This is a genomic window from Nocardioides sp. YIM 152315 (genome assembly GCF_029210375.1).
Taxonomy (GTDB): Bacteria; Actinomycetota; Actinomycetes; order Propionibacteriales; family Nocardioidaceae; genus Nocardioides.
This window is the reverse complement of the sequence record NZ_JARGER010000040.1, coordinates 97,457-123,006: the sequence shown is the minus strand read 5'-3', so window position 1 is coordinate 123,006 and position 25,550 is coordinate 97,457. Positions and strand designations below refer to the sequence as shown.

The 25,550-nt window shown below is 73.5% G+C and carries 25 protein-coding genes; 16 read left to right on the top strand and 9 right to left on the bottom strand.

Going from position 1 to position 25,550, the window contains the following annotated elements:
- Positions 1–10: 10 nt before the first annotated feature.
- From PZ894_RS17400 to mftR, 3 genes are all read right to left on the bottom strand, one after another.
- The gene (locus PZ894_RS17400) at positions 11–2,800 is read right to left on the bottom strand and encodes an alpha-amylase family glycosyl hydrolase (protein ID WP_275746733.1); all 2,790 of its coding nucleotides are present in this window, start codon (positions 2,798–2,800) and stop codon (positions 11–13) included.
- A 110-nt stretch (positions 2,801–2,910) separates the two neighbouring features.
- A complete protein-coding gene (locus tag PZ894_RS17395; RefSeq protein ID WP_275746731.1) occupies positions 2,911–4,083 on the bottom strand; it encodes an acyl-CoA dehydrogenase family protein in 1,173 nt (390 codons plus the stop codon).
- Between the two features lie 33 nt (positions 4,084–4,116).
- Positions 4,117–4,710 (bottom strand): mycofactocin system transcriptional regulator, encoded by a 594-nt coding sequence (gene mftR, locus PZ894_RS17390; RefSeq protein ID WP_275746730.1) that lies wholly within the window; start codon positions 4,708–4,710, stop codon positions 4,117–4,119.
- A gap of 50 nt (positions 4,711–4,760) precedes the next feature.
- Here mftR and mftA point away from each other — a divergent pair, with 50 nt between their 5' ends.
- From mftA to mftF, 7 genes are all read left to right on the top strand, one after another.
- Positions 4,761–4,865, top strand: a complete 105-nt coding sequence (gene mftA, locus PZ894_RS17385) for a mycofactocin precursor MftA (RefSeq protein WP_275746728.1) — start codon at positions 4,761–4,763, stop codon at positions 4,863–4,865.
- Positions 4,866–4,869: 4 nt separating this feature from the next.
- Entirely contained in the window at positions 4,870–5,154 is a 285-nt protein-coding gene (mftB, locus tag PZ894_RS17380; protein WP_275746727.1) for a mycofactocin biosynthesis chaperone MftB, read from the top strand.
- A complete protein-coding gene (mftC, locus tag PZ894_RS17375; protein ID WP_275746725.1) occupies positions 5,151–6,350 on the top strand; it encodes a mycofactocin radical SAM maturase in 1,200 nt (399 codons plus the stop codon). The genes mftB and mftC overlap by 4 nt, the downstream gene beginning before the upstream one ends.
- A complete protein-coding gene (gene mftD / locus PZ894_RS17370; protein ID WP_275746723.1) occupies positions 6,347–7,558 on the top strand; it encodes a pre-mycofactocin synthase MftD in 1,212 nt (403 codons plus the stop codon). Before mftC ends, mftD begins: the two co-directional genes overlap by 4 nt.
- Before the next feature lie 151 nt (positions 7,559–7,709).
- Positions 7,710–8,345, top strand: a complete 636-nt coding sequence (gene mftE / locus PZ894_RS17365; protein WP_275746722.1) for a mycofactocin biosynthesis peptidyl-dipeptidase MftE — start codon at positions 7,710–7,712, stop codon at positions 8,343–8,345.
- Positions 8,342–9,064, top strand: coding sequence for a mycofactocin-coupled SDR family oxidoreductase (locus tag PZ894_RS17360; protein WP_275746721.1), 723 nt, complete (start codon positions 8,342–8,344; stop codon positions 9,062–9,064). Before mftE ends, PZ894_RS17360 begins: the two co-directional genes overlap by 4 nt.
- Positions 9,061–10,479 (top strand): mycofactocin biosynthesis glycosyltransferase MftF, encoded by a 1,419-nt coding sequence (mftF, locus tag PZ894_RS17355; RefSeq protein WP_275746720.1) that lies wholly within the window; start codon positions 9,061–9,063, stop codon positions 10,477–10,479. Before PZ894_RS17360 ends, mftF begins: the two co-directional genes overlap by 4 nt.
- On the opposite strand, the gene PZ894_RS17350 is transcribed toward mftF, so the two are convergent.
- On the bottom strand, positions 10,436–12,493 hold the full coding sequence (locus PZ894_RS17350; protein WP_275746719.1) for an MDR family MFS transporter: 2,058 nt from the start codon (positions 12,491–12,493) through the stop codon (positions 10,436–10,438). The two genes, mftF and PZ894_RS17350, sit on opposite strands and share 44 nt — an antisense overlap.
- Before the next feature lie 122 nt (positions 12,494–12,615).
- Here PZ894_RS17350 and npdG point away from each other — a divergent pair, with 122 nt between their 5' ends.
- From npdG to PZ894_RS17335, 3 genes are all read left to right on the top strand, one after another.
- Positions 12,616–13,305 carry an NADPH-dependent F420 reductase gene (npdG, locus tag PZ894_RS17345; RefSeq protein WP_275746717.1) on the top strand — a complete coding sequence of 230 codons (690 nt, stop codon included), beginning with the start codon at positions 12,616–12,618 and terminating at the stop codon, positions 13,303–13,305.
- A gap of 211 nt (positions 13,306–13,516) precedes the next feature.
- Positions 13,517–14,179 carry a PQ-loop domain-containing transporter gene (locus PZ894_RS17340; RefSeq protein ID WP_275746716.1) on the top strand — a complete coding sequence of 221 codons (663 nt, stop codon included), beginning with the start codon at positions 13,517–13,519 and terminating at the stop codon, positions 14,177–14,179.
- Positions 14,180–14,210: 31 nt separating this feature from the next.
- A complete protein-coding gene (locus tag PZ894_RS17335; protein ID WP_275746714.1) occupies positions 14,211–14,690 on the top strand; it encodes a PGPGW domain-containing protein in 480 nt (159 codons plus the stop codon).
- A 78-nt stretch (positions 14,691–14,768) separates the two neighbouring features.
- On the opposite strand, the gene PZ894_RS17330 is transcribed toward PZ894_RS17335, so the two are convergent.
- The 4 genes from PZ894_RS17330 to PZ894_RS17315 all read right to left on the bottom strand — a co-directional run bounded on the left by PZ894_RS17330 (position 14,769) and on the right by PZ894_RS17315 (position 18,939).
- On the bottom strand, positions 14,769–15,455 hold the full coding sequence (locus PZ894_RS17330; protein ID WP_275746713.1) for a hypothetical protein: 687 nt from the start codon (positions 15,453–15,455) through the stop codon (positions 14,769–14,771).
- 134 nt (positions 15,456–15,589) lie between these two features.
- Complete coding sequence (locus tag PZ894_RS17325; RefSeq protein WP_275746712.1) at positions 15,590–16,885, bottom strand: trypsin-like peptidase domain-containing protein; 1,296 nt, start codon at positions 16,883–16,885, stop codon at positions 15,590–15,592.
- A gap of 63 nt (positions 16,886–16,948) precedes the next feature.
- A complete protein-coding gene (locus PZ894_RS17320) occupies positions 16,949–18,121 on the bottom strand; it encodes a 4-hydroxybenzoate 3-monooxygenase (protein WP_275746711.1) in 1,173 nt (390 codons plus the stop codon).
- 68 nt (positions 18,122–18,189) lie between these two features.
- Positions 18,190–18,939, bottom strand: a complete 750-nt coding sequence (locus tag PZ894_RS17315; RefSeq protein WP_275746709.1) for an IclR family transcriptional regulator — start codon at positions 18,937–18,939, stop codon at positions 18,190–18,192.
- 69 nt (positions 18,940–19,008) lie between these two features.
- On the opposite strand from PZ894_RS17315, the gene pcaH reads away from it, so the two are divergent.
- From pcaH to pcaC, 4 genes are read left to right on the top strand one after another with little or no spacing between them, the layout of a single operon-like run.
- Positions 19,009–19,821, top strand: coding sequence for a protocatechuate 3,4-dioxygenase subunit beta (gene pcaH, locus PZ894_RS17310; protein WP_275746708.1), 813 nt, complete (start codon positions 19,009–19,011; stop codon positions 19,819–19,821).
- Entirely contained in the window at positions 19,818–20,348 is a 531-nt protein-coding gene (gene pcaG / locus PZ894_RS17305; protein WP_275746707.1) for a protocatechuate 3,4-dioxygenase subunit alpha, read from the top strand. The genes pcaH and pcaG overlap by 4 nt, the downstream gene beginning before the upstream one ends.
- Before the next feature lie 4 nt (positions 20,349–20,352).
- A complete protein-coding gene (locus tag PZ894_RS17300; protein ID WP_275746706.1) occupies positions 20,353–21,447 on the top strand; it encodes a lyase family protein in 1,095 nt (364 codons plus the stop codon).
- Positions 21,444–22,658, top strand: coding sequence for a 4-carboxymuconolactone decarboxylase (gene pcaC / locus PZ894_RS17295; RefSeq protein ID WP_275746704.1), 1,215 nt, complete (start codon positions 21,444–21,446; stop codon positions 22,656–22,658). Before PZ894_RS17300 ends, pcaC begins: the two co-directional genes overlap by 4 nt.
- Positions 22,659–22,752: 94 nt before the next feature.
- Here pcaC and PZ894_RS17290 read toward each other — a convergent pair whose 3' ends face one another.
- A complete protein-coding gene (locus PZ894_RS17290; protein ID WP_275746702.1) occupies positions 22,753–23,634 on the bottom strand; it encodes a LysR substrate-binding domain-containing protein in 882 nt (293 codons plus the stop codon).
- A 70-nt stretch (positions 23,635–23,704) separates the two neighbouring features.
- On the opposite strand from PZ894_RS17290, the gene PZ894_RS17285 reads away from it, so the two are divergent.
- Positions 23,705–24,886, top strand: coding sequence for a thiolase family protein (locus tag PZ894_RS17285; RefSeq protein ID WP_275746700.1), 1,182 nt, complete (start codon positions 23,705–23,707; stop codon positions 24,884–24,886).
- Positions 24,883–25,542, top strand: a complete 660-nt coding sequence (locus tag PZ894_RS17280; protein WP_275746699.1) for a 3-oxoacid CoA-transferase subunit A — start codon at positions 24,883–24,885, stop codon at positions 25,540–25,542. The genes PZ894_RS17285 and PZ894_RS17280 overlap by 4 nt, the downstream gene beginning before the upstream one ends.
- Positions 25,543–25,550: the final 8 nt, after the last annotated feature.

Here is a 25,550-nt window from a genome sequence, read left to right as displayed (position 1 = left end):
CGCGCCCGACTCAGCCCGCCGGCGCCACCGACGGGACATGCGACGCCTGGTCCCAGGTGAAGACGTAGGTGGCGCCGCCGGCTGGGACGTCGAGCGGGATGTTGTCTCCGCCGGCCGCCCCTCCGGCGCCGTAGTTCTCGTCCCACGAGTCGTCGATGGCGACCTTCCACTGGTAGGCGCCCTCGGGCACGGTGAACGTGCCGCGCCACTTCCCGTCGCTGGTGTCGAAGGCCAGGTGGGTCGCGGCGCAGTCGGGCTGCCAGTCGCCGGGGCAGCCCAGCTCGGACTGGAGGTCGCCGGCGACGGTCACGCTGTCGCGCGACGGAGTCGGGTCCGCCGTCGTCACGGTGACCGGGTCGCTGGTGACGCGCGGCAGGCGCCCCTCCTGCAGGACGGCGCGGTAGGAGACCCGGGTGCCGATCGGCAGGTCGGACACGTCGTCGGTGCGGCTGTACCACGGAGACGACGTGTCCGTGCCGAGCGTCGTCCACGGGCCGGAGCCCACCTGACGCTGGAACGTCACCGATTGGCTGGTCCGTTCGGGGTCGACCGTGGCCTCGATCGTGACCGGGTCGTTCCCGATCACCGACGGGCCGGCCGGGCCGACCACGGTCACCCTCGGGGAGGGCACCCGGGCGGTCCGCGGCGACGTGCCCCGGGTGTGCCCGGCGTTGTCGAGCACGGCGGCGCGGTAGTCCACCCGCGTGCCGGGCCGGAGCGCGCTGACGTCGTCGAAGACTTGGTACGGCGCGCCGTCGTCGGTGCCGACCGTGCGCCACGGCCCGTGTCCACCCACGCGCCGCTGGAAGGTCACCTCGTAGAACGACGACCCGTCGACGTCGGCCGCGACGTGCATCCGGCCGCGGCTGACGTCGCTCGGCACGGGCTGCGCGAGCGCGATCCGGGGGGCCCGCGGCGAGCGGGCGATCCGTCGGTCGGACACGTAGACGACCGACGCGAGCGCCGGCACGCCGAGCGACAGCGAGCGGTCGCGGTCGGTCGAGAGCCGCGCCGGACCCTCGCCGTAGAGACGCGTGAACCCGCCGCGGCGCACGGCGGTCGGGACGTCGCCCGCCGCGGGCTGCTCGCTGTTGTTGAGCGCGACGACGTACTCGCGCTGGCTGCGTCGGTCGAACCGCGAGAACGCGAGGATGCCCGCGTCGTCACCCGCCAGCCGGACCTGCTGGGCGCCGTCGCGCAGCGCGGGGTACCGGTCGGTGAGCGCGGCGAGGTCGCCGATGGCCCGGTAGAGCGGGTGATCGGTGACGAAGTTGTCGTCGGCTCCGGTGCGGTCGGTGCCGATCTGGTCGTCGTCGCGGTAGTCCGGCACCTGGCTCGCGAACATCGTCTGCCGGGCGAGCTGATCGCCGCCGGTGCCGGTGAAGCCCTGCTCGTCGCCGTAGTAGACGACCGGGTTGCCGCGCGAGAGGTACATCAGCTCGTGGGCCAGCCGGTCGCGCGCGAACAGCTCGGCATCGCCGGCGCCCGCGTTGTCCGTCGTCAGGAAGTGGCCGAACCGGCCCATGTCGTGGTTGCCGAGGAACGTCGGCAGCGCATAGGCGTTGGAGTCGGCGTCGGTGTACCAGTCGTCGTTCGCGAAGAAGTCGGCCACCCGCTGGGTGGGCAGCCCCTTCGAGGCGAACCCGCGCGCGGCGTCCTGGAAGGGGAAGTCGAGGATCGCCTGCATCCCGTCCTGGGTGGTGTAGCGGGACGTGAACGCCTTGGACGCCGGTCCGCTGCCGTCGAGCGCGACCTCGCCGAACATGAAGAACTCCGGCTTCCCGTGCCGCCTCGCGTAGTCGAGGATGCCCGGCCCGAACTCCAGCCAGAACTCGTCGTCGACGTGCTTCATCGTGTCGATGCGGAAGCCGTCGATGCCGAACTCGCCGATCCAGGTGCGGTAGATGTCGATCATCCCGTCCACCACCTCGGGCCGCTCGGTGAAGAGGTCGTCGAGGCCGAAGAAGTCGCCGTACTGGCTGTCCTCGTCGTCGCGGACGAAGTCGGTGTTGCCGCGGTTGTGGTACATCGTCGGGTCGTTGAGCCAGGCCGGCACCTTGAGGTCCTGCTCGGCCGGGTCGAGCACCGGCGTGTAGGGGAACGACGTCGTCGCGGACAGCTCCGGGAAGCGGCGGCTGCCGGCGACGTCGCGGTCGTCGAAGACGCGACCGCGGGCGTCGACGTACGGCGAGGTGTCCTTCGAGACGTAGCCGGTGCGCGCGCCCTCCTCGTAGCCCACGACGTCGGCTGTGTGGTTGGTGATGATGTCGAAGAAGACCTTCATGCCCTTCGCATGGGCGGCGTCGACGAGCGCGGCGAGCTCGGCGTTGGTGCCGAGGTGCGGGTCGACCCGCGTGAAGTCGGTGATCCAGTACCCGTGGTAGCCCGCGGACGGACCGTCCTCGAGCTGCACCGCCTTGTTGGTGAAGATCGGCGTCAGCCAGATCGCGTCGGTGCCGAGCCCCCTGATGTAGTCGAGCCGGGACCGCAGCCCCGCCAGGTCGCCTCCGTTGTAGAAGCCGCGCGCGGTCGGGTCGAAGCCGCTGACCAGCCGGTCGGAGCCGAGCCCTCCGGTGTCGTTCGTCGGGTCACCGTTGGCGAAGCGGTCGCCCATCACGAAGTAGAAGTCCTGGTCGGTCAGGCCGGTGCGCAGCGCGTGCCGGGCGTAGTCGCCGCCGGAGCCCGAGCCGCGGTCGTGCCCGGGGTGGTGGCGCCCGGCAGGGCTCGCGTCGGCCGGCAGCCAGGGCGCGAGCAGGGCGAGTGCGACGAGGACGAGCAGGGCACGCGGCAGGTGGCGCATCTGGGCTCCCGAGTGATCCAGGTCACTCTCCGTGACCGGAACTGCAACCTAGACGGCGCCGCCGACACCCGACAAGCCGCGGCGTCTCCCGCGAGCGATGAGCCCGACCCTCACCCGGAGACGCGGGCCAGCCGGCCGGCGTCTCCGCGGTCGAGGCCGCGGCCGATGACCAGCCGCTGGATCTGGTTGGTGCCCTCGAAGATCTGCATGACCTTGGCCTCGCGCATGTAGCGCTCGACGGGGAAGTCGCGGGTGTATCCGTAGCCGCCGAGCACCTGGACCGCGTCGGTCGTCACCTTCATCGCGTTGTCGGTGGCGACCAGCTTCGCGACCGACGCCTCGCGTCCGTAGGGCAGACCCTGGTCCTTGAGCCGGGCCGCGTGCAGCATCGTCGCGCGCGCGCTCTGCACGGCGGCCTCCATGTCGGCGAGGACGAACGCCAGGCCCTGGTGGTCGATGATCCGGGCGCCGAAGGTCTCCCTGCTCCTCGCGTAGGCGACCGCGTGGTCGAGTGCACCCTGCGCGAGACCGGTCGCGACCGCGGCGATGCCGAGGCGGCCGGCGTCGAGGCCGGCGAGCGCGATCTTGAGCCCGTCGCCCTCGTGGCCGAGCAGCCGGTCGGCGGGCACTCGGACGTCGTCGAAGCGCATCGTCGCCGTCGCCGAGCCGGTGAGGCCCATCTTCTGCTCGGGCGGGTCGGCGAAGAGACCGTCGGAGTCGGCCTCGACGAGGAAGCAGGAGATGTCGTTGCGCCCGTCGCCGGTGCGGGCCATGACCTTGTAGAAGTCCGCGTGCCCGCCGTGGGTGGTCCACGCCTTGGCTCCGGTGATGACGTACTCGTCACCCTCCCGCTTGGCGCGGGTGGTCATCGCGGCGGGATCCGAGCCGGCGTGCGGCTCCGAGAGGCAGTAGGCGCCCAGCAGCTCTCCACCGAGCATGGTCGGCAGCCAGCGCTGCTTCTGCTCCTCGGTGCCGGTGGTGGCCAGCCCGAAGCAGCTCAGCGCGTGGACCGAGACGCCGACGCCGACGCTCGCCCACACCGAGCCGATCTCCTCCAGCACCTGGAGGTAGACCTCGTAGGGCAGCCCGCCACCGCCGTACTCCTCCGGGTACGGCAGCCCGAGCAGGCCGGCTCGCCCGAGCAGCCGGAACACCTCCCGCGGGAACTCCTCCTCGCGCTCCGCCCGGGCCACGAGCGGTCCGAGCTCGTTGGTCGTCAGGTCGCGGACCAGCGCGATCAGGTCGACGGCTTCGTCGGACGGGAGCAGGCGTGAGGCAGGCATCCTCCGACGATAGTTGGACGTCCGACTATTTCGTCAGGCGAGGTGGTCGCGCAGGTCGGCCAGCGACCCCACCAGCCGCTCGTGGAGGGTCGGGCCGGGCTCCCTCAGCCAGAGCACGTACGCCGAGAGCGCGAGCGCCAGGCAGACCTGGCTGACGGTCTCGGGGAGCGGGTCGGTGGGTGCGAGGCCGCGGCGCTCGGCGACGTACTCCGCGATCACGGCGCGCCACTCGGCGTACCGCAGCACGGAGTGGGCGAGCAGCGTCGGCGTCTCCAGCAGCAGGCGCATCCGCTCGGCGTGCGGCGGGTCCGCGTGGGGGTCGAACTCGTTGAAGGCGAGCACGCCACGCTGCACGACCTCGTGGACGGGCAGCTCCTGCGGCAGGTCGCGCAGGAGCTGCCGGAAGCGCTCGAGGGTGCGGTCGAACTGGCCCCACGGGATGTCGTTCTTCGACGGGTAGTAGCGGAAGAGCGTGCGCCGGCTGACCCCCACGGCCGCCGCGATGTCGTCGAGCGTCGTGCCGTCGAAGCCGCGCTCGGCGAACAGCCGGAACGCCGCCTGCTCGATCGCGGCGTGCGAGGTCGCCTCCGGGCGGCCGGGGCCGGGGACCTGTTCCATTTCTGCCATGAGTGCACTTATTGTGGCGGGCATCACTCGTTTCCGTAAAGGAGCATCAGATGAACCCCGAGCAGAACGAGCAGGCCGAGACGGTGACCGGCGACCTCACGGCGGAGGACCTCGTGGAGGAGGTCTCGATCGACGGCATGTGCGGCGTCTACTGAGCCGATGTCGACACCACAGCTCGACGAGCCCTGGGCCCTGGCGCCCTCGGTGGCCCTGCGGCCGGAGCCGTTCGGGGCGCTGGCCTATCACTTCGGCAACCGGAAGCTGATCTTCCTCAAGCGCCCGGAGCTCGTCGCGGTCGTCCGCGGCCTGTCGTGCGCGGACGACGTCCGCTCCGCCCTCGTCGGGGCCGGGGTGCCGGAGGCCAGTTGGCCGTCGTACCTCGCGGCGCTCGAGGGTCTCGCCGAGTCCGACATGCTCCGTCGTCGCGAGGTGAGAGCCGCATGAAGCTCGTCGAGCACTTCGAGCACGGGCTGGACGCCCCGATCTGCCTGACCTGGGAGCTCACCTACGCCTGCAACCTGGAGTGCGCGCACTGCCTCTCGTCCTCCGGGCGCCGGGACCCCCGCGAGCTGACCACCGAGCAGTGCGAGGCGGTGATCGACGAGCTGCAGCGGATGCAGGTGTTCTACGTCAACATCGGCGGCGGCGAGCCGACGATCCGGCCGGACTTCTGGCACCTGCTGGAGTACGCCGTGGCGCACCAGGTGGGCGTGAAGTTCTCGACCAACGGGGTGCGGATCACCCCCGAGCGCGCGGCGTTCCTCGCCTCCACCGACTACGTGGACGTGCAGATCTCGCTGGACGGCGCGACGGCGGAGGTCAACGACCACGTGCGCGGTCCGGGCTCCTTCGACACCGCGCTGCTCGCCCTCCGGAACCTCAGGGACGCGGGCTTCCGCGACGCCAAGATCAGCGTCGTCTGCACGCGTCACAACATCGGGCAGCTCGACGAGTTCCAGGCGATCGCCGACGAGTACGCCGCGACCCTGCGGCTCACCCGGCTGCGCCCCTCGGGTCGCGGGGCCGACGTGTGGGACGAGCTGCACCCGCTCCCCGAGCAGCAGCGCGAGCTCTACGACTGGCTCCTCGCGCATGGTGACGGGGTGCTCACCGGCGACTCGTTCTTCCACCTCGCCGCCTTCGGCCCTGCTGACGGGAGCGGGGCGCTGCCCGGGCTGAACCTCTGCGGCGCCGGCCGGGTGGTCTGCCTGATCGACCCGGTGGGCGACGTCTACGCGTGCCCGTTCGCGATCCACGACCAGTTCCACGCCGGCAACCTGCTCGCCGACGGCGGGTTCAAGCGGGTCTGGCAGACCTCGCCGCTCTTCGCCGAGCTGCGCTCGCCGCAGACCGGCGGCGCGTGCACGAAGTGCAGCCACTACGACGCGTGCCGCGGCGGCTGCATGGCCGCGAAGTTCTTCACCGGTCTGCCCCTGGACGGCCCGGACCCCGAGTGCGTGCAGGGCCACTCCGAGCTCGCGCTGGCGGGAGTCCGCACGGTCCCGGCCGCGAGCCAGGACCACTCGAAGCCGGCGCCCACGCGCAACCAGCCGGTGATGCTCCAGCTGATGACGCGGCCCCTTTCGCGACCTCCGGTCGGTGACTGCGCCGAGAGCCCGTTGGCGGGATTCACGCCGTGACGCGGCCGTCGTGGGCGGAGAACCCGTGGAAGCAGAACCCCTGGTTCGAGTCGATCGCGGTCGCCCAGCGGCGGGCGCAGAGGCGGCTGCCCGCGCCGGTGTACGGCGCGCTGGTCGCGGGCTCGGAGCGCGGGCAGACGATCGAGGACAACCAGGCGGCGTTCGCCGAGCTCGGGCTGCTGCCGCACGTGGCCGGCCACCACGCCGACCGCTCGACGAGCCGGACGGTGCTCGGCCACGAGGTGTCGCTGCCGGTGCTGATCAGCCCGACCGGTGTCCAGGCCGTGCACCCGGACGGCGAGGTCGCGGTCGCGCGGGCGGCGGGTGCCCGCGGCACGCTGATGGGGCTGTCGAACTTCGCGTCCAAGCCGGTCGAGGACGTCGTGGAGGCCTGCCCGCGCACGCTCTTCCAGATGTACTGGACCGGCGACCGCGACGTGATGGTGCAGCGCATGACGCGCGCCCACCGGGCCGGCGTGGTGGGCCTGATCGCCACGCTGGACTGGTCGTTCTCGATGGGTCGCGACTGGGGATCGCCCGAGATCCCGGAGCGGGTCGACCTCAAGACCATGGTGCGGATGGCGCCGAAGGTCGTCACGAAGCCTCGCTGGCTCTACCAGTTCGGCCGCACCGGCCAGGTCCCCGACCTGACCGCGCCCAACCTCGCGCCGCCCGGTGGCGGGCCGGCGCCGACGTTCTTCGGCGCCTACTACGAGTGGATGACCACGCCGCCGCCGTCCTGGGACGACGTGGCGTGGATGCGAGAGACGTGGGGGCAGATCAGCGGCACGCCGTTCGTGCTCAAGGGCGTCGGTCGGGCCGACGACGCCCGGCGCGCGGTGGACGCCGGCGTGGACGCGATCTCGGTGTCCAACCACGGCGGCAACAACCTCGACGGCACCCCGGCCGCCATCCGGCTGCTGCACCCGATCGCGACCGCGGTCGGCGACCAGGTCGAGGTGCTGATGGACGGCGGCGTACGCCGCGGCTCCGACGTCGTCAAGGCGCTCGCGCTCGGCGCCCGTGCGGTGCTGATCGGCCGCGCGTACCTCTGGGGTCTGGCCGCCAACGGCCAGGCGGGCGTGGAGAACGTGCTCGACGTCCTGCGCGGCGGCCTCGACTCCGCGCTGCTCGGGCTCGGGCTGTCGTCCATCGACGAGCTGACGCCCGACACGCTGCTGGTGCCCGAGGGCTTCCACCGCTCATGAGGCTCCGTGCGGCGGTGGGTTCGGCTCGCTCTCAGGAGCCGAGACCGAGCGCAACTCACCGCTTCCGGGCGCCGGCGCCGACCCGCGGTGGGTTCGGCTCGATCTGCGGTGGAGAAACCGAGCCGAACCCACCGCTCACCGGGAGCGCCCCGTGACCCGCCTGGCTGACGCCACGTCCCCGGAGGCCGCAGGCGCCGGCCTGGTGCTGGTGCCGCTCGGCTCGATCGAGCAGCACGGCCCGCATTTGCCGCTCGACACCGACACCGCGATCGCCGAGGCCGTCGCGCGGGGCGTGGCCGAGCAGCTGCCGGGCGCCTGGGTGGCGCCGGCGATCGCCTACGGCTCCAGCGGCGAGCACCAGTCCTTCGCCGGCACCGCGTCCGTCGGCACCGCGGCGCTGACCCACCAGCTGGTCGAGCTGGTCCGGTCGCTGCGCACCTGGGCGGAGCGGGTCGTGGTCGTCAACGCCCACGGAGGCAACGTCGCCGCCCTCGAGGCCTCCGACGAGATCGGCTGGGTGCCCTGCGCCACGGAGGCCGTGGACCTGCACGCCGGCTACACCGAGACGTCGCTGATGCTGCACCTGCGGCCCGGGTCGGTGCGGCTCGAGCTCGCCGAGGCCGGCAACACCCAGCCGTTGAACGAGATCCTCCCCGTGATGATGACCGGTGGCGTCGCCGCGGTCTCACCGAACGGGGTGCTCGGCGACCCGGCCAGCGCCACCGCCGCCGAGGGCGAGCGGGTGCTGAAGGCGATGGTCGCCGAGGTCGTGGAGCGGCTGTCATGAGGGTCGCGCTCGTCACCGGAGCCGCGGGTGGCATCGGGTCCGCGACCGTCAGAGCCCTTGCCGCGCAGGGGTACGCCGTGATCGGGTACGACGTCCGCGACGCGACTGCGCCGGAGGGCGGGGTCCACGTCGTCGGTGACGTCCGCGAGCGGACCGAGCTCGGGGCCGCGGCCGATCTGGCGCTGGAGCGGTGGGGCCGGCTCGACGCGGTCGTCGCCGCTGCGGCGGTCATCCGCGGCGGGCAGCCATTGTGGGAGACGCCGGACGAGGACCTCCAGGAGCTCTGGGACGTCGACGTCCGGGGCGTCTGGAACACCGCCGCCGTCACCGTCCCCGCGATGCTGGCCGGGCCGGACCCGAGCGGGTGCCGGTTCGTCGCGGTGGCGTCGGCGGCCGCGTCGTACGGCCTCTTCCACCTGGCCGGCTACACCGCGGCCAAGCACGCGGTCATCGGGATCGTGAGAGGGCTCGCCGCCGACCTGGTCGCCACCGGCGTCACCGCGGTCGCGGTCTCGCCGGGGTCGACCAACACGCCGATGCTCGAGGCGACCGCCGACCTCTACGGTCTCTCGGACCCGGTCGCCTTCGCGTCCAACCAGCTGCTGCGGCGGGTGCTCGACCCGACGGAGGTCGCCGCGACGATCGCGTTCTGCTGCTCGGTCGAGGGCGCGGCACTCACCGGCAGCGTGGTGCACGCCGACGGCGGCTTCCGCCCATGACCCTGCCCACGGGCTTCCGGGTGCGGGTGGGTGCGGACGTCCGGGTGCACGACGGCGGACGGACGCTGGTGGGCGGCTCCCCGCTGCGGGTGCTGCGCCTGCGCGAGCCCGCCCCGGCGCTGGCCCGGGGCCAGGTGCTCGAGGCCGCCGACCGGACGACCACCGCGGTCGCCGAGCGGCTGCTGGCGGCCGGCCTGGCGGCGCCCGTCCTGGACCGCACGGTCGAGGCCGACCTCACCGTCGTGATCCCGGTCCGCGACCGGGCCGACCGCCTCGACAGGGTGCTGGCGGCCCTCGATCAGGACGGGGTCGAGCTCCCGGTGGTCGTGGTCGACGACGCCTCCCGCGACCCGGCCGCGGTCGCCGCAGCGGCCGCCAGGCACGGCGCCCGGCTGGTGACGCTGACGACGAACGTCGGCCCCGCCGGCGCCCGCAACGCCGGGCTCGACCGGGTCCGCACGGCGTACGTCGCCTTCGTGGACTCCGACGTCGTCGTCGACGCGCAGACCCTGCGCGGGCTGGCCGGTCACTTCGCCGACCCGCAGGTCGCGGCGGTGGGCCCGCGAGTGAGGGGCATCGCCCGCCACGAGCAGCCACGACGCTTCGAGCGGTGGGACGTCGACGGGCTCTCCCTCGACCTCGGCGCCGAGCCCGCGCTGGTGCGTCCGTGGTCGAAGGTCGGCTGGCTGCCGAGCGCGTGCCTGCTCGCCCGCGTCGGCGACCTCGAGGACGCGGCGTTCGAGCACGGCCGCCGGGTCGGCGAGGACGTCGACCTGGTCTGGAGGCTGATCCGGCGCGGGCGGCACGTCCGCTACGACCCGACGTACGTCGCCGAGCACGACAGCCGCGGCACCTGGCGGACATGGCTGGGACGCAAGGCGTTCTACGGCAGCGGCGGCGCCTGGCTGGCCCAGCGGCACGGCGACTGGATGGCCCCGGCCGTGCTCTCCCCCGTGCCCGCCCTCGGCGCGGCTGCGCTGCTCGGGCAGCGCAGGTGGTCGGTCCCCTGCGCTCTCGGCGCGCTCGCCCTGGTGCGGCTCCGTCTCGGCCGCACCCTTCCCGACACCCCCGACCGGCCCCCCCTGGCCACGGCGTTGACGGCCGAGGTCGCCGTCTCGACGCTGCGCCAGACCTGCCACCTGCTGCTGCGCCACTGGTGGCCCGGCGCGGCGGCCGCGGGCCTGGTCTCGCGGAGGGCCCGGCGCGCGGTGGCGGCGGCGATGGTCTGGGACCTGCTCGACCACCGCGACGTCCCCGCGGCGCGGGCGCCCGAGGCGTTCGTCGCGCGCCGGCTGGACGACCTTGCCTACGGCGCCGGCCTGTGGTGGGGCGCTCTGCGGGCCCGGTCGTTGCGCGTCCTGCTGCCGCGGATCACGGGCGCGCGTCCGCAGCGAGCGCGGCCGCCGGTGGCCTGACCGGCGCCTCGACGCGCTCGACCACGATGCGCTGCACCACCGAGCCGATCGCCTCCGAGATCGCGTCGGGCGTCTCGACGTCCATGCCCTCGAGATGCGCCAGGATCCAGTCGCGCAGGCGGGCGCTGAGCCTGTCGACGGCCGCGGTGCCGCGCGCCGTGAGCGTGAGGTCGTCGAGGTTGCCGGCGGCGAAGCCGTCCGCGACCACCTGCCGGAAGAGCGGCTCGAGCACGGCGGGCGGCAGGTGCCGGGACCAGGCCACCTGCGCCACGTCGGCCCGCCGGTCCGCCGCGGTGAGACCGTAGACCTGGACGAGCGCCCAGATCCGCGCGGCGTCCAGCTCTGTCTCCTCCGCCTCGAGCACGTCGAGGACTCGGTCGCGACGTCGCCCGTAGAGCAGGTTCGCGATCCTGCGCGAGAGGATCTCCTGGTTCGGCAGCGACTCAGGTGCGCCGAATCCGGTGCCGAGGTCGCTGGCCACCGGCGCGAGGCTGTCGGCGAGGCGGACCCGGGGCAGGAGCAGGGCGAGCACGAACGCCACCAGCGCCACCGGCGCGGCCCACAGGAAGACGCGGGAGAGCGCTTCGGCGTACGCGTCGACGATCGGGCGGATCGTCTGCGCGTCGAGCGCGTGCAGCGCCGCCGGCGTCGCGAGGTCGGCCGGGGTGACCCCGGGGCTCTGCGCCAGTGCGGCCGGCAGCCGGTCGCCGAGCAGGTTGGCGTAGATGCTGCCGAAGATCGCGGCGCCGAACGCACTGCCCATGGTGCGGAAGAACGTCACGCCGGACGTCGCGACGCCGAGCTCGGTGTAGGGCACCGAGCCCTGGACGATGATCGTGAGCACCTGCATGCTCAGGCCGATGCCGAGGCCGAGCACGAAGAGGAAGGCGGCCGAGGCCCAGCCGTGGGTGTCGGGGTCCATCCGGGACAGCAGCACGAGGCCGAGCGTCATCACGAGGGACCCGACGACCGGGAACACCTTGTAGCGCCCGGTCTTGCTGACGACGTTGCCCGCGCTGACCGCGGTCAGCATCAGCCCGACGACGAGGGGCAGCATGCGCAGCCCGGACTCGGTGGCCGAGTCGCCCTCGACGTACTGGAAGAACGTCGGCAGGAACGTCATCGAGCCCATCATCGTGAAGCCGACCACGAAGCTCAGGGCGCAGCAGTCCGCGAAGACCCCGGACCGGAAGAGCCGCATCGGCAGGATCGGCTCGACCGCGCGGAGCTCGATGGCGACGAAGCCGGCGAGGATCGCCAGCCCGGCGACCAGGAGGCCGATGATCTGCCAGGAGGCCCAGGCGTACGTCGTGCCGCCCCAGCTGGTCGCGAGCACGAGCGCGGCGGCGCCGGCGGAGACGGCGGCCATGCCGAGATAGTCGATGCGCGGACGGGCCCCGCCGGGCACCTGGGGGATCGTGCGGCTCGCGGCCAGGATGACGACGATCGCGAGTGGGACGTTGACGTAGAAGCACCACCGCCAGCTGAGCTGGTCGGTGAAGAGGCCGCCGAGGAACGGACCGATCACCGTGGCCAGGCCGAACACGGCGCCGAGCGCGCCCTGGAACTTGCCGCGCTCGCGCAGCGGCACGATGTCGGCGATCAGGGCCGTGGCGGTCACCGTCAGCCCACCGGCGCCGAGGCCCTGGATCGCACGCGAGACGATCAGCCAGGTCATGCCCTGGGCGAGACCGCACAGCGCCGAGCCCACGATGAAGACCGTGACGCTCAGCTGGAAGACGCCCTTGCGGCCGAACTGGTCGCCGAGCTTGCCGACCACCGCGGTGACGGCGGTCTGGGCGAGCAGGTACGACGTCACCACCCAGGACACGTGTGCCCCGCCACCGAGGTCGCCGACGATGGTCGGCAGCGCCGTGGCGACGATGGTGCCGTCGAGTGCCGCGAGCAGCATGCCGAGCGCGACCGTGACGAACGCGATCGTCCGGGCGCGCCCGGTGAGGACGCGGGCCGGTGGTGCTGAGGCCGGGCCGGGCGCGGTTGCGGTCGCGGTCATCGGGACTCCTCGAGATTCGGTCACCGGCAGTCTGGTTGCCGTCGCGGCTCTTGGGAACCGTCGGGCGTCCATGACTCGACCCTCGAGCCGACAGACGGGTTCCGGCTGAGAGAGTGACCGCCATGAGCAACCTCCCCCCCTCGGTGCCCGAGTCCCTCGCCGGCAAGACGATCGCGGTGCTGGGCGGCACCGGCCCCCAGGGCCGCGGGCTGGCCCGCCGGTTCGCGGCAGCCGGGCTGCCGGTCGTGATCGGCAGCCGCAGCGCGGAGCGCGCGGCGGACGCCGCCGCGGCGCTCGTCGAGGCGGTCGGCGGCCGGGTCACCGGGGCCGACAACGCGGCTGCGGCCGAGGCCGGCGACATCGTCGTGGTGGCGGTGCCGTGGGACGGCCACGGTGAGCTGCTCGAGGGTCTGGCGCCGGCGCTGGCCGGGAAGGTCGTCGTGGACTGCGTCAACCCGCTCGGCTTCGACAAGCAGGGCGCCTACGCGCTGCCGGTCGAGGACGGCTCCGCCGCCCAGCAGGCGCAGCGGATCCTGGCCGAGTCGACCGTCGTCGGCGCCTTCCACAACGTCAGCGCCGTCAAGCTCGAGGACCCCGAGGTCGCCTCGGTCGACACCGACGTGCTCGTGCTGGGCGACGTCCGCGAGGCCACCGAGCTGGTGCAGGCGCTCGCCTCGACGATCCCCGGCGTCCGCGGCGTGTACGGCGGCCGTCTCCGCAACGCCCACCAGGTCGAGGCGCTGACCGCCAACCTGATCAGCGTCAACCGCCGCTACAAGGCCCACGCGGGCATCCGGGTCACGGACATCTGACCGGACGATTTCCGGTTCGATCCGGGAGAGACGGCAAGATCTGTGGGTGAGATCACCCTTCGGGGTCCACTCTTTTGGTCGTGTTCGGTCCGGAACGGCCGATAGGATCGGGGTACCGGGTGCCCACCCCCCGGTCTCCCAGTCGGATCCGACGACGGTCGTCGCGTGCACGCACGCGGCGGCCGTCGTCTGCGTGCACAGAAAGACCGCCGTGAACCTCTCGCTCGCGACCCTGCTCGGCCTCGCCGCCACCCTGCTCGCGGTCGCCTACACCCTTCCCCAGGTGCGCAAGCTCGTGCGGTCCGGCACGGCGGCGGGCGTCAGCGTCGCGGCGCTCGCGAACTCGACGGTCAGCGGCACCGCGTGGACGGCGTACGGCGTCGTCGAGCACGAGGTCTGGGTGATCCTGCCGGCGTTGCTCACGCTCCCCGGCACCGCGGGCGCGATGGCCATCGCGTGGCGACGCGGCGGTGACCGCGACCGGATGTGGCTGCCGGTCGCGTGGGCGTCGGCGCTGACGGCGCTGACGGCGCTCGTGCCGCTGCTCGGCTCGCGTCCGATCGTCGTCGCGCTGGGCTGCTCCATCACGCTGATGGTCGTCCCCGCGGCCGCGACCGCCTGGCGCTCGCCCGACGTCTCCGCGATCGCCGCCTCCGCCTGGGCGATGCTGATCGTCGACGCGGCCCTGACCGGCGGCTACGGGCTGCTCGCCGACATCGACGCCAACCTCATCTACGCATTGGTCGCGGCCAGCGGCTCCGTGCTGATCCTCACCCGGCTCGCCGTACCTCCGCACGTGCACGCCCGCCTGGTGCGGCTGCCCGGCGGCATCGACCCCGACGTGACCCGCGACGACCTGAGCCTGGTCGCCTGACCCGCTTGCCGACGTCTGGCAGGCTTCCGGCATGGGATTCCCCGGCGGCGCGGCTGCGAAGCGCCTGGTGCTGGAGGCCGCCGGCTGGATCCTGGTCGTGGCCGGCCTGGCCGCGCTGGTGCTGCCGGGGCCGGGTCTGCTGATGCTCTTCGCGGGGCTCGTGGTCCTCTCCCAGCAGTACGAATGGGCCGAGCGCCGGCTGGACCCGGTCGAGCGCGCCGCCAAGCGGGCCGCGGCCGAGGGCGTCGAGACCTGGCTGCGCATCGCGCTCTCGGCGGCCGGTGGCCTGGCGATCGTCGGCTTCGGCGTGCTCTGGCTCGTGGAGCCGGCCGTGCCGGGTTGGTGGCCGGCGCCGGACTCGTGGTGGCTGCCCGGTGCGCCCGCCGCCGGCATCAGCCTGGTGCTCTCGGGCCTGATCGCGCTCGGGCTGCTCGCCTACAGCTTCTGGAAGTACCGCGTGCAGGGCGTCAGGCCGCCCGAGTCGCGGCGCGCGGACGACGCCACCGACTGATCCGTCGCGCGAACCGCCGGAAATGTCGGACGGGGCGCGCCGTCGGTGTGACAGCACGCCCCGTCCGGAGTGCGGGGGTCAGGCCGCGGCTCTCCCGAGCGGAGACGCCGAGGCCGGGCAGAGACCCGGGAGCGGCAGCAGGGTGCAGACCTGTCCGAGGAGGCCCGTCGGGTCCGGCGGAGCCGGGAGGGTGCCGCCGGCCGTGGCGTCGCACAGCGCCTGCAGGGAGCCGGTCGGGTCCGCGTCGCACAGTGCCTGCAGCGGCGAGGTGCCCGGAGCGGTGGCCGTCGCGTCACACAGCGGCTGCAGGGAGCCGGTCGGGTCCGCGTCGCAGAGCGGCTGCAGTGGGCTGGTGGCGGCGCTGCCGCCGCCGGTGCCACCACCGCTGGTGCCACTGCCGCCGGCACCGTTGATCGCGCGGCACCGCTTGCGCGCCTTCTTGGCCTTCTTCAGCTTCTTGTGCGCCTTGGCCTTGGCCTTCTTGGCCTTCTTGAGCTTCTTGTTCGCCATGTGCTTCTGGGCGGCGCCGCTCGCGCGGTGCTTGGCCTTCTTGGCCTTCTTGACCGCCTTCGCGGCCTTCTTGGCCTTGTGCTTGGCCTTGACCACCTTCTGCTTCTGCTTGGCGCACGGCCCGGCCGCGGCCGCGGCGCTGGTGCGCTCGCTCCCACCGGTGCTCGCGGACGCCGACGTCGTGGTGGTGCCGACCAGGGACAGGGCACACACAACGGCCAGCGCGAGCAGCGCCTTCCACACGTGCTTGATCATGGGGTCTCCCTCTGGTGCTGCGGGCCCGCGGAGGCGGGGCGCGCATCTCGTACCCCTCAGCAACGAGCGCGGAACCAGAAGGTTGTGACCGACGTCATGTGGTCTAGATCACATCCGACGGCCAGCGCCGGACGTCAGTTCACGGGGGACTCGCCGAGGGCCACCGTCGCGGACTGCTCGGCGCCGGTCCCGTCGCTCCAGCGCAGGGTGACCTCGTCGCCGGGCTCGTACGACGCGAGCGCACTCCGCAGCACGTCGTACGACGTGATCGCGGTGTCGTCGATGCCGGTGATCACCGCGCCGGCCTCGATGCCGGCCGCGGCGGCGGGCCCGCCGCTCTCGACCTGGCCGACCTGCACGCCCTGGGCGGTGTCGGTGATCGCGATGCCGAGGTAGGCCGACGGCCCCACCTGGACACCGTCGGTCTCCTGGCCGTCCTCGATCTGCTCGGCGACGTCGAGGGCGTCGTCGATCGGGACGGCGTAGCTCTCGGCGGCCCCGCCGCTGGAGGCGGCGGTGGTGACGCCGACGACCTCGCCCTCGTCGTCGAGGAGGGCGCCGCCCGAGTAGCCGCCGACGACGTACGCGTCGGTCTGGATCAGGTCGCTGAGGTGCTCGCCCTGGACCGTGCCCTGGTCCTGGGTGTCGATCGACTGGTCGAGTGCGACGACGCTGCCGGTCGAGGCGGAGAGGAAGCCCTGACCCTGCGCGTTGCCGACCGCGGTGACCACGTCGGCGACGGCCGGGTCGCCGTCGTCGTCGAGCGAGACCGTCGCGAGGTCGGAGGCGCCGTCGAGCTGGAGCAGGGCGATGTCGGCCTCCTGGTCGTGCCCGAGCACGGTCGCCTCGTAGGTGTCGCCGGTGGCGGCGACGGTGACCTGGACCTCGTTCGATCCCTCCACGACGTGGTAGTTGGTGAGCACCAGGCCGGAGGAGTCGAGGATCAGGCCGGTCCCTGCGGCCTCGCCGGACGTCGTCCGGGTGTCGATGAGCACGACACCCTGCGACTGCTCGGCGGTCGCGTCGGACCAGTCACCGGTGCGGTCGCTGGTGCTGCCGCCGAAGGGGAGGCCGTCGTTCCCGCCCCCGAACGAGTCGTCGGGCAGTCCGCCATCGGTGCCCGGCTGCTGGGGGACGGTGCCGGTGTCGGGCTGCTGCGGCACGGTGGCCGCCGGTGCGTCGGCGGCGGGGACCGGCTCGCTGCGGTCGAGTGCCCACGTCACCGGCACGGCGACGGAGGCGGCGATCACGCCACCGGCGACGGCGCCGGCGACGGTGGCCCGCCAGCTCCACCCGGCGCGGGCGGCGGGCTCGGGAGGCGCCGCCGCCATCGGCTGGGTGGGAGGCCCGGACGGCGGTGGCGTCGTCGGCGTCGTGAAGTACGGGTTGTGCGGGGGCGGCGGGGTCGATCCGTGGTCCGAGGAGGTCATGCTCCCAGTTGAGGCGACGATCCTGCGGGTTCCCCTTGGTGCGGCTGTGGACTTGCTGTGAAGTCAGAACCCGATCGGGAGTCCCGCGTAGTTCTCGGCCAGCCCGGTGGCGCCGGCCTCGCTCGAGGTGACCCACCGCAGCTGGGAGAGCTGGAGCTGCCGGTCGAACGGGTCGGGCGAGGTGTGCAGCATCGTCGTCATCCACCAGGAGAAGTGGGTGCACCGCCAGACCCGGCGCAGGGCGGTGTCGGAGTAGGCGTCGGCGCGGGCGTGGTCGCCGCGGAGCAGGGCGGTCAGTGCGGGGGCGAGCAGGGCGACGTCGGCGACCGCGAGGTTGAGACCCTTGGCGCCGGTCGGCGGCACGATGTGCGCGGCGTCCCCGGCCAGGAAGAGGCGACCGTGCCGCATCGGCTGCGAGACGTGGGAGCGCATCGGCAGCACGCTCCTGTCGGTGATCGGCCCGGTCGTGAGCTCCCACCCGTCCTGGCCGTGGCCGAGCCGGGTCGCGAGGCCCTCCCAGATCCGGTCCTCCGACCACTCCTCGACGGGGGTGTCGTTGGGCACCTGGAGGTAGAACCGCGACACGGTCGCCGACCGCATCGAGTGCAGCGCGAACCCGTCCGGGTGCCAGGCGTAGATGAGCTCGTCGGTCGACGGGGCGACGTCGGCCAGGATCCCGAGCCAGGAGTAGTCGTAGGTGCGCTCCCAGGTACGCCGTACGTCCGCGGGCACGGCGGTCCGCGACGGACCGAACGACCCGTCGCAGCCGACGACCACCTCGGCCTCGAGCCGCCGGGCCGTGCCGCCGCTGTCGGTGAACGTGACCGAGGGCCGGTCGGTCTCCAGGTCGTGCAGCGCGGTGTCGTCGATCTCGTAGACGACGTCCTGGCCGCGCGCGTGCGCGGCGGCGACGAGGTCCTTCTGCAGCTCGGTCTGGCCGTAGACGAAGACCTGCCGCCCGGCCAGCTCGACGAAGTCGAGGTGGTGCCGCTCGTGTGGCCACTGGAGGTGGATGCCGCGGTGCGGGTCGGCCTCGCGGTCGAGCCGGTCGGCGAGCCCGGCCGCGCGCAGCAGGTCCACCGTCGACTGCTCGAGGATGCCCGCCCGGATCCGGCTCGCGACGTACTCCTCCGACCGGGTCTCCAGGACCACCGACTCGATGCCGTCGGCGGCGAGCAGGTGGGAGAGGAGCAGCCCGGACGGGCCCGCGCCGACGATGGCGACCTGGGTGCGCATGGCCGCAGTCTCGTCCGTGTCGGGCGAGCCCGGCCCGTCGATCCTTCCGCTGACCGGAAGATGGCCGGTCAGCCCGTGCCGAGCGACCTGCCGATGCCGCGGGCCGCGACCTGCAGGGCGCCGGCGAGCCGGGCGCGGTCCTTGAGCGAGGGCACGACGATGCCGAGTGCGGCGACCACCTCGGGCCCCCGCCGGATCGGGACCGCGATCGAGCAGGCGCCGAGACTCATCTCCTCCGAGGTCGTCGCATGGTCCTCGCGGAGCACCCGGGCGAGCTGGCGGCGCAGCAGGCCCGGCTGGGTGATGGTGTACGCCGTGAGGCGCGGCAGCTCGGCGAGCACGGACCGCTGGACCTCGGCCGGTGCGTGCGCCAGCAGCACCTTGCCGACCCCGGTGGCGTGCAGCGGCAGCCGCGACCCGACGCTGCTCACGACCGGCACCGAGGTGTGGCCGGCCAGCCGGTCGAGGTAGAGCACCTCGGTGCCGTCGCGCACCGCGAGGTGGACGGTCGCGAGGGTGGCGCCGTAGAGGTCGTGCAGGTACGGCGAGGCGAGCTCGCGCAGGCCGGTCTGCACCGGGGCGAGCAGGCCCAGGTCCCACAGCCGCCGACCGACGACGTAGCAGCCCTCGTCGGTGCGCGACAGCGCTCCCCAGGCGACGAGCTCGCCGACGAGCCGGTGCGCTGTCGGCAGAGGCAGGCCGGCCCGCTCCGCGAGCTGGGTGAGGGTGAGTCGGCGGTGGCGCTCGTCGAACGCGCCGAGCAGCGCCAGTGCGCGCGAGGTGACGCTCGCCCCCGGCGCCGAGGTGTTGCCGGCCATGGGTCCACTCTTCCACTCACCGGAAGCTTCGCGTCGTCAGCGGGTGGTCGCCGCCTCTACGGTCGCGGCGTGACCGAGTCCGTTGCCTCCCCGCCGCCTCCCTCGCCACCGCCGTCGTCCGACGCCGCCGAGGTGGACCAGGCCGCCATCTCCGGCGAGATCGAGGCGATCGCCGAGGCGTACCAGTCGTCCGGCGCCGTCGAGACCGACGTGCGGCTCGACTACCCGCCGTACCGCTCGAGCATCCTGCGCCACCCGACCAAGGCGCCGCACCAGGTCGACCCGGAGGGCATCGAGCTGTGGGCCCCGGTCTTCGGGCACCAGGACGTCGACCCGTTCGAGGCGGACCTGACGATCCAGCACCGCGGCGAGCCTCTCGGCGAGCGGATGAGGGTCACCGGGCGGGTCACCGACGGCGACGGTCGCCCGGTGCGCCACCAGCTCGTGGAGATCTGGCAGGCGAACGCCGGCGGCCGCTACATCCACCAGCGCGACCAGCACCCGGCGGCGCTGGACCCGAACTTCACCGGCATGGGCCGCTGCCTCACCGACTCCGACGGCTTCTACCGGTTCACCACGATCAAGCCGGGTCCCTACCCCTGGCGCAACCACCACAACGCCTGGCGACCGGCCCACATCCACTTCTCGCTGTTCGGGTCGGAGTTCACGCAGCGGCTGGTGACCCAGATGTACTTCCCCGGCGACCCGCTCTTCGCGCTCGACCCCATCTACCAGGCGATCACCGACCGGGCCGCGCGCGACCGGCTCGTCGCGACGTACGACCACGACCTCACCCAGCACGAGTGGAGCCTGGGCTTCCGGTGGGACGTCGTCCTGACCGGCAGCCACCGCACCCCGCTCGAGGAGGACCACGCCGCATGACGACCCTTGCTCCCACCCCCGGCCAGACCGTCGGACCGTTCTTCGGCTTCGCCCTGCCGTACGACGCGGGGAGCGAGCTCGTGCCGCCGACCCGTCCGGACGCGGTCCGGCTGCACGGCCGGGTGCTCGACGGCCACGGCGACCCCGTGCCGGACGCGCTGCTGGAGCTGTGGCAGCCCGGTCCCGACGGCCGGGTCGTGCAGCGCCAGGGCTCGTTCGCGCGTGACAGCTACACGTTCACCGGCTGGGGTCGCGCCGCGACCGACCGCACCGGCCGCTACCGGTTCTCGACGCTGCGACCCGGGGGGACGCCGCCGTACTTCGCGATCACCGTCCTCGCCCGCGGCCTGCTGGACCGGCTGTTCACCCGCGCCTACCTGCCCGGCACCCTCGACGACCGCCTGCCCGACGTCCCGGCAGAGCGGCGGCACACGATCGTGGCCGAGGCCGACGACCGCGGATTCGTCTTCGACATCCGTCTCCAGGGCGAGGACGAGACCGTCTTCTTCTCGTACACGCAAGACTGAGGGCATGACGGACCTCTTCTGGCCGGGGGACGAGCGCGCCGGGTCGCACTTCACGGCGGAGGACTTCGTGGGCGCGATGCTCGCCGTCGAGGAGGAGTGGCTCGGCCGGGATCTGCACGTCCGGGTCGACGCCGAGCGCCTCGCCCACGACGCCGAGTCGGGCGGGAACCCCGTCATCGCGTTGGTGCGGCTCCTGCGGGAGCACGAGCCCGACGTGCACCGCGGCCTCACGAGCCAGGACGTCGTCGACTCCGCGCTGATGCGGATGGCCTCGTCGGCCGTCGAGACGCTGCGGCGCGACCTGCGGTCGGTCGTGGACCGGCTCGCCCGGCTGGCCGACCGGCACCGGGAGACGCCGATGGTCGCCCGGACGCTCACCCAGCACGCGGTGCCGACCACGTTCGGCTTCCGGGCGGCGGCCTGGCTCACGGCCGTGCTCGACGCGTACGACGACCTCGACCGACTCGCCCTCCCCGACCAGGTCGGGGGCGCGGCCGGCACCCGCGCGGCGATCGTCGAGCTCGGTCGGTCGGTGCCCGAGGGAGTGCCGCGCTGGCACACGACCCGCGCCCCGATGACCCGGCTCGGCGACGCGCTCGCGGGGTGCACGGACGCGTGCGTCCGCATCGCCAACGACGTGTTGACCATGTCGCGGCCCGAGATCGGCGAGCTCGCCGAGGGCAGCGGTGGCGGCTCGTCGACGATGCCCCAGAAGGCCAACCCGACGCTGTCGGTGCTGGTGCGGCGGGCGGCGCTCACCACGCCGCAGCTCGCGACGACGCTGCACCTCGCCGCCGCGCAGCAGCTCGACGACCGCGCCGACGGCGGCTGGCACGCCGAGTGGGCGACGCTGCGCGACCTGGTGCGCCGGACCCTGGTGGCGGTCTCCCAGACCGACGACCTGCTGGCCGGACTCGTCGTGCACGCCGACCGGATGGCAGCGACCCTGGACTCCGCCGGCGACGGCGTGCTCGCCGAGCAGCGGTCGATGGCGTCGGCCGCGGGGCGCCCGCCCGCCTCGTCGTACCTCGGCGACGCCGTGGCGCACGTCGGCGAGGTCGTCGCCCGCGCCCACCGGACTCTGGAGGAGAAGCATTGATTCCCGGCATCACCGTCGTCCGACTCACCGGCGGGCGCGACCGCGCCGCCCTGCCCCTGCTCGTCCTCGGGCCCTCGCTCGGCACGTCGGCGGCGACCCTGTGGAGCGCGTGCACGACCGGGCTGACCGACGACTTCGACGTGGTCGCCTGGGACCTGCCCGGGCACGGCCACAACCGCTCGGTGCCGGAGGAGCCGTTCACCATCGCCGAGCTCGCGGCCGGCGTGCTGCGCGTGGTCGACGACGTGATGACCGAGCGCGGCCAGCCGCGCGGGCCGTTCTTCTACGCCGGCGACTCGGTGGGCGGCTCGGTCGGGCTGCAGCTGATGCTCGACGCGTCCGACCGGGTCGTCGCCGCGGCGCTGCTGTGCACGGGGGCGCAGATCGGCACCCCGGAGACGTGGACGGAGCGGATCGCCACCGTGCGCGCCTCCGGGACGCCGGTCATGGTGAGCGGCTCGGCCGAGCGCTGGTTCGGCCCCGGCTTCCTCGAGCGCGAGCCCGAGCGCGGCGGCGCGCTGCTGCGAGCGCTCTCCGACGCGGACGCCGAGGGCTACGTCCAGGTCTGCGCGGCGATCGCGGACTTCGACGTACGCGCGCGCCTCGACCGGATCACCGCCCCGGTCCTGGCGATCGCGGGCGCCGAGGACGTCACCACCCCGCCCGACACGCTGCGCGAGATCGCCGCCGGTGTGGCCGACGGCTCCTACGTCGAGCTGGCCGGCACGGCCCACCTCGCTCCCGCGGAGCAGCCGGCGGAGGTGGCGCGGCTGCTGCGGGCGCACTTCCTGGGCGAGGCGCCGCCGGCCCCCGCGCCGTCGGGTCCCGCGCCGTCGGGTCACGCGCCGTCGGAGGGGATGCGGGTGCGGCGCGAGGTGCTGGGCGACGCCCACGTCGACCGCGCCGTCGCGGGCACCACCGACTTCACGCGCGACTTCCAGGAGCTGATCACGGCGTACGCCTGGGGCGAGATCTGGACCCGCCCCGGACTCGACCGGCGCTCGCGCTCGATGATCACCTTGACCGCCCTCGTCGCCCGCGGCCACCACGAGGAGCTCGCCATGCACGTGCGGGCCGCGCTGCGCAACGGGCTGAGCGTCGGCGAGATCAAGGAGGTGCTCCTGCAGTCGGCGATCTACTGCGGCGTGCCCGACGCCAACACCGCCTTCCGGGTCGCGTCCGGGGTGCTCCGGGAGGAGGGGCTGCTCTGACCGGTCGCGGAATACCCGGTGCACCGGGTATTCCGGCGGTTCTGGGGCGTTGCAACACCCGAGAGGTGCGGGCACCGCCTGAGAAGTACCGCTCTCAGACGCACGCCGCGACGATCTCGCCGACGCGTGCGACGGCGGGCGAGTCGTCGCCGAGCCGGGTGGCGAGGGCGAGGTCGATCGTGGGCGCGTCGTCGACCGCGACGTAGGAGACGCCGGCGAGGCCGAGCGAGCGCACCGGCTCCGGCACGAGCGCGACACCGAGGCCGGCGGCGACGAAGACGACGAGCGTCGCCGTCTCGCTCACCTCGATGACCGGGTCGGGGGAGAATCCGGCCGCCTCGCACGCCGCGCGCACCCGCTCGTGCACCGAGGACCGGGTGCCCGACGGGTGCATCACGAACGCCTCGCCCGCCAGCGCCGCCAGCGGGATCCGGCGGCGACGGGCGAGCGGGTGGCCGGTCGGCAGCACGGCGACGAGGCGCTCCGAGCGCAGGGTCCGAACGTTCAGGTCCGCACTGTTGAGCGGGTCCGGACGCACCAGTGCCACGTCGAAGGCGCGGTCCCGAAGGCCGGTCAGGAGCTGAGGAGACAGCAGCTCGCCGCGCAGGTCGAGCTCGAGGTCCGGCAGCGAGGCGCGCACCTCGCGCGCGACACGCGGCAGCACGTCGTACGTCGCGGTGCCGATGAAGCCGATCGCGGCCCGCCCCGCGGCTCCCGAGGCGAGCAGCGCCATCTCGGACGACGCGCGGTCGACGTCGCCCAGCACCGTGCGGGCGTGGGCCGCGAAGCGGCGACCCGCCTCGGTGAGATCGACCCGTCGGGTCGTGCGCGCGAACAGCGCGACGCCGAGCTCGCGCTCCAGCTGCCTGACCTGCTGGGAGAGCGCCGGCTGCGCGAGGTGCAGGCGCGCGGCGGCCCGGCCGAAGTGCCGCTCCTCGGCGAGCACCTCGAACGCGCGCAGGTGTCGCAGTTCCATGCACTCAACTTATCAATCCAGTCACATTCAGTATTGGAGTCGATGGACCGGCCCGGCCTACGGTGAAGGCATGAGCGGAGCCTTCCTGTACGCCGCCGCGCGCACGCCCTTCGGCCGCTTCGGCGGTGCCCTGGCCGAGGTGCGCCCCGACGACCTCGCCGCCACCGCGATCCGGGGGGTGCTGGCGAAGGCGGCCGCGCTCGACCACGAGCGGATCGGCGACGTCGTCTGGGGCTGCGCCAACCAGGCCGGCGAGGACAACCGCAACGTCGGCCGGATGGCGGTGCTGCTCGCCGGGCTCCCGGTCAGCGTGCCGGCGACCACGGTCAACCGGCTGTGCGGCTCGTCGCTCGACGCCGCGATCATCGGGTCGCGCGCGATCGAGTCGGGCGACGCCGACGTCGTGCTCACCGGCGGCGTCGAGTCGATGACCCGGGCGCCGTGGGTGCTGCCGAAGCCGTCGCGTGCCTTCCCCGCCGGCAACGTCACCGCGGTGTCCACGACCCTCGGCTGGCGCCTGGTGAACGACCGGATGCCCGAGGAGTGGACCGTCTCGCTCGGCGAGGCCAACGAGCTGCTGGGCGAGAAGTTCTCGATCTCCCGCGAGCGCCAGGACGAGTTCGCGGCGCAGTCGCACAACCTCGCCGACGCCGCGTGGGAGGCGGGCTTCTACGACGACCTCGTCGTCCCCGTCGAGGGAGCCGACCTCGCCCGCGACGAGGGCATCCGCCCCGGCTCGACCGCCGACAAGCTGGCCGGCCTCAGACCGTCGTTCCGCAAGGACGGCACCATCACCGCCGGCAACGCCTCCCCGCTCAACGACGGGGCATCCGCGGTGCTGCTGGGTTCGGAGACCGCCGCCGACCTGGTCGGCGGCGCGCCGCTCGCCCGCATCGCGGGCCGAGGGGTGAGCGCCGTCGAGCCGCCGCTCTTCGGCTACGCGCCCGTCGAGGCCGCCGACCGGGCGCTCGCCCGGGCGGGCATCACGTGGGCCGACGTCGGCGCGGTCGAGCTCAACGAGGCGTTCGCCGTGCAGTCGCTGGCGTGTGTCGACGCGTGGGACGTCGATCCGGCGATCGTCAACGCCAAGGGCGGCGCGATCGCGATCGGCCACCCGCTCGGCGCCTCGGGCGGCCGCATCCTCGGCACGCTCGCGGCGCGGCTGCCGGAGTCGGGGGAGAGGTACGGCGTGGCCGCGATCTGCATCGGCGTCGGCCAGGCGCTCGCCGTCGTGCTCGAGAACGTCTCGTGAGCGTCACCATCTGCGAGAGCGCCGCCGAGGCGGTCGCGGGCATCTCGGACGGGTCGACCGTCCTCGTCGGAGGCTTCGGACTGGCGGGGATGCCGGTCCGGCTCGTCGACGCTCTGATCGACCAGGGCGCCACCGACCTCACCGTGGTGTCCAACAACGCCGGCAACGGCGACACCGGCCTGGCCGCGCTCCTCGCGAAGGGCAGGGTCCGCAAGGTCATCTGCTCGTTCCCGCGGCAGTCGGACTCCTACGTCTTCGACGGCCTCTACCGCGACGGCCGGATCGAGCTCGAGCTGGTGCCGCAGGGCAACCTCGCCGAGCGGATGCGTGCCGCCGGGGCGGGCATCGGCGCGTTCTTCTGCCCGACCGGCGTCGGCACGCCGCTCGCCGAGGGCAAGGAGACCCGAGAGATCGACGGCCGCACCTACGTGCTCGAGCACCCGATCAAGGGCGACGTCGCCCTCGTCGGCGCCCACCGCGCCGACCGGATGGGCAACCTCGTCTACCGCAAGACCGCGCGCAACTTCGGGCCGGTGATGGCGACCGCCGCGACCACGACGATCGTCCAGGTGCGCGAGGTCGTCGAGATCGGCGAACTGGACCCGGAGACGGTCGTGACGCCCGGCATCTACGTGGACAGGGTGGTGGCGGTGTGAGCGCGGGT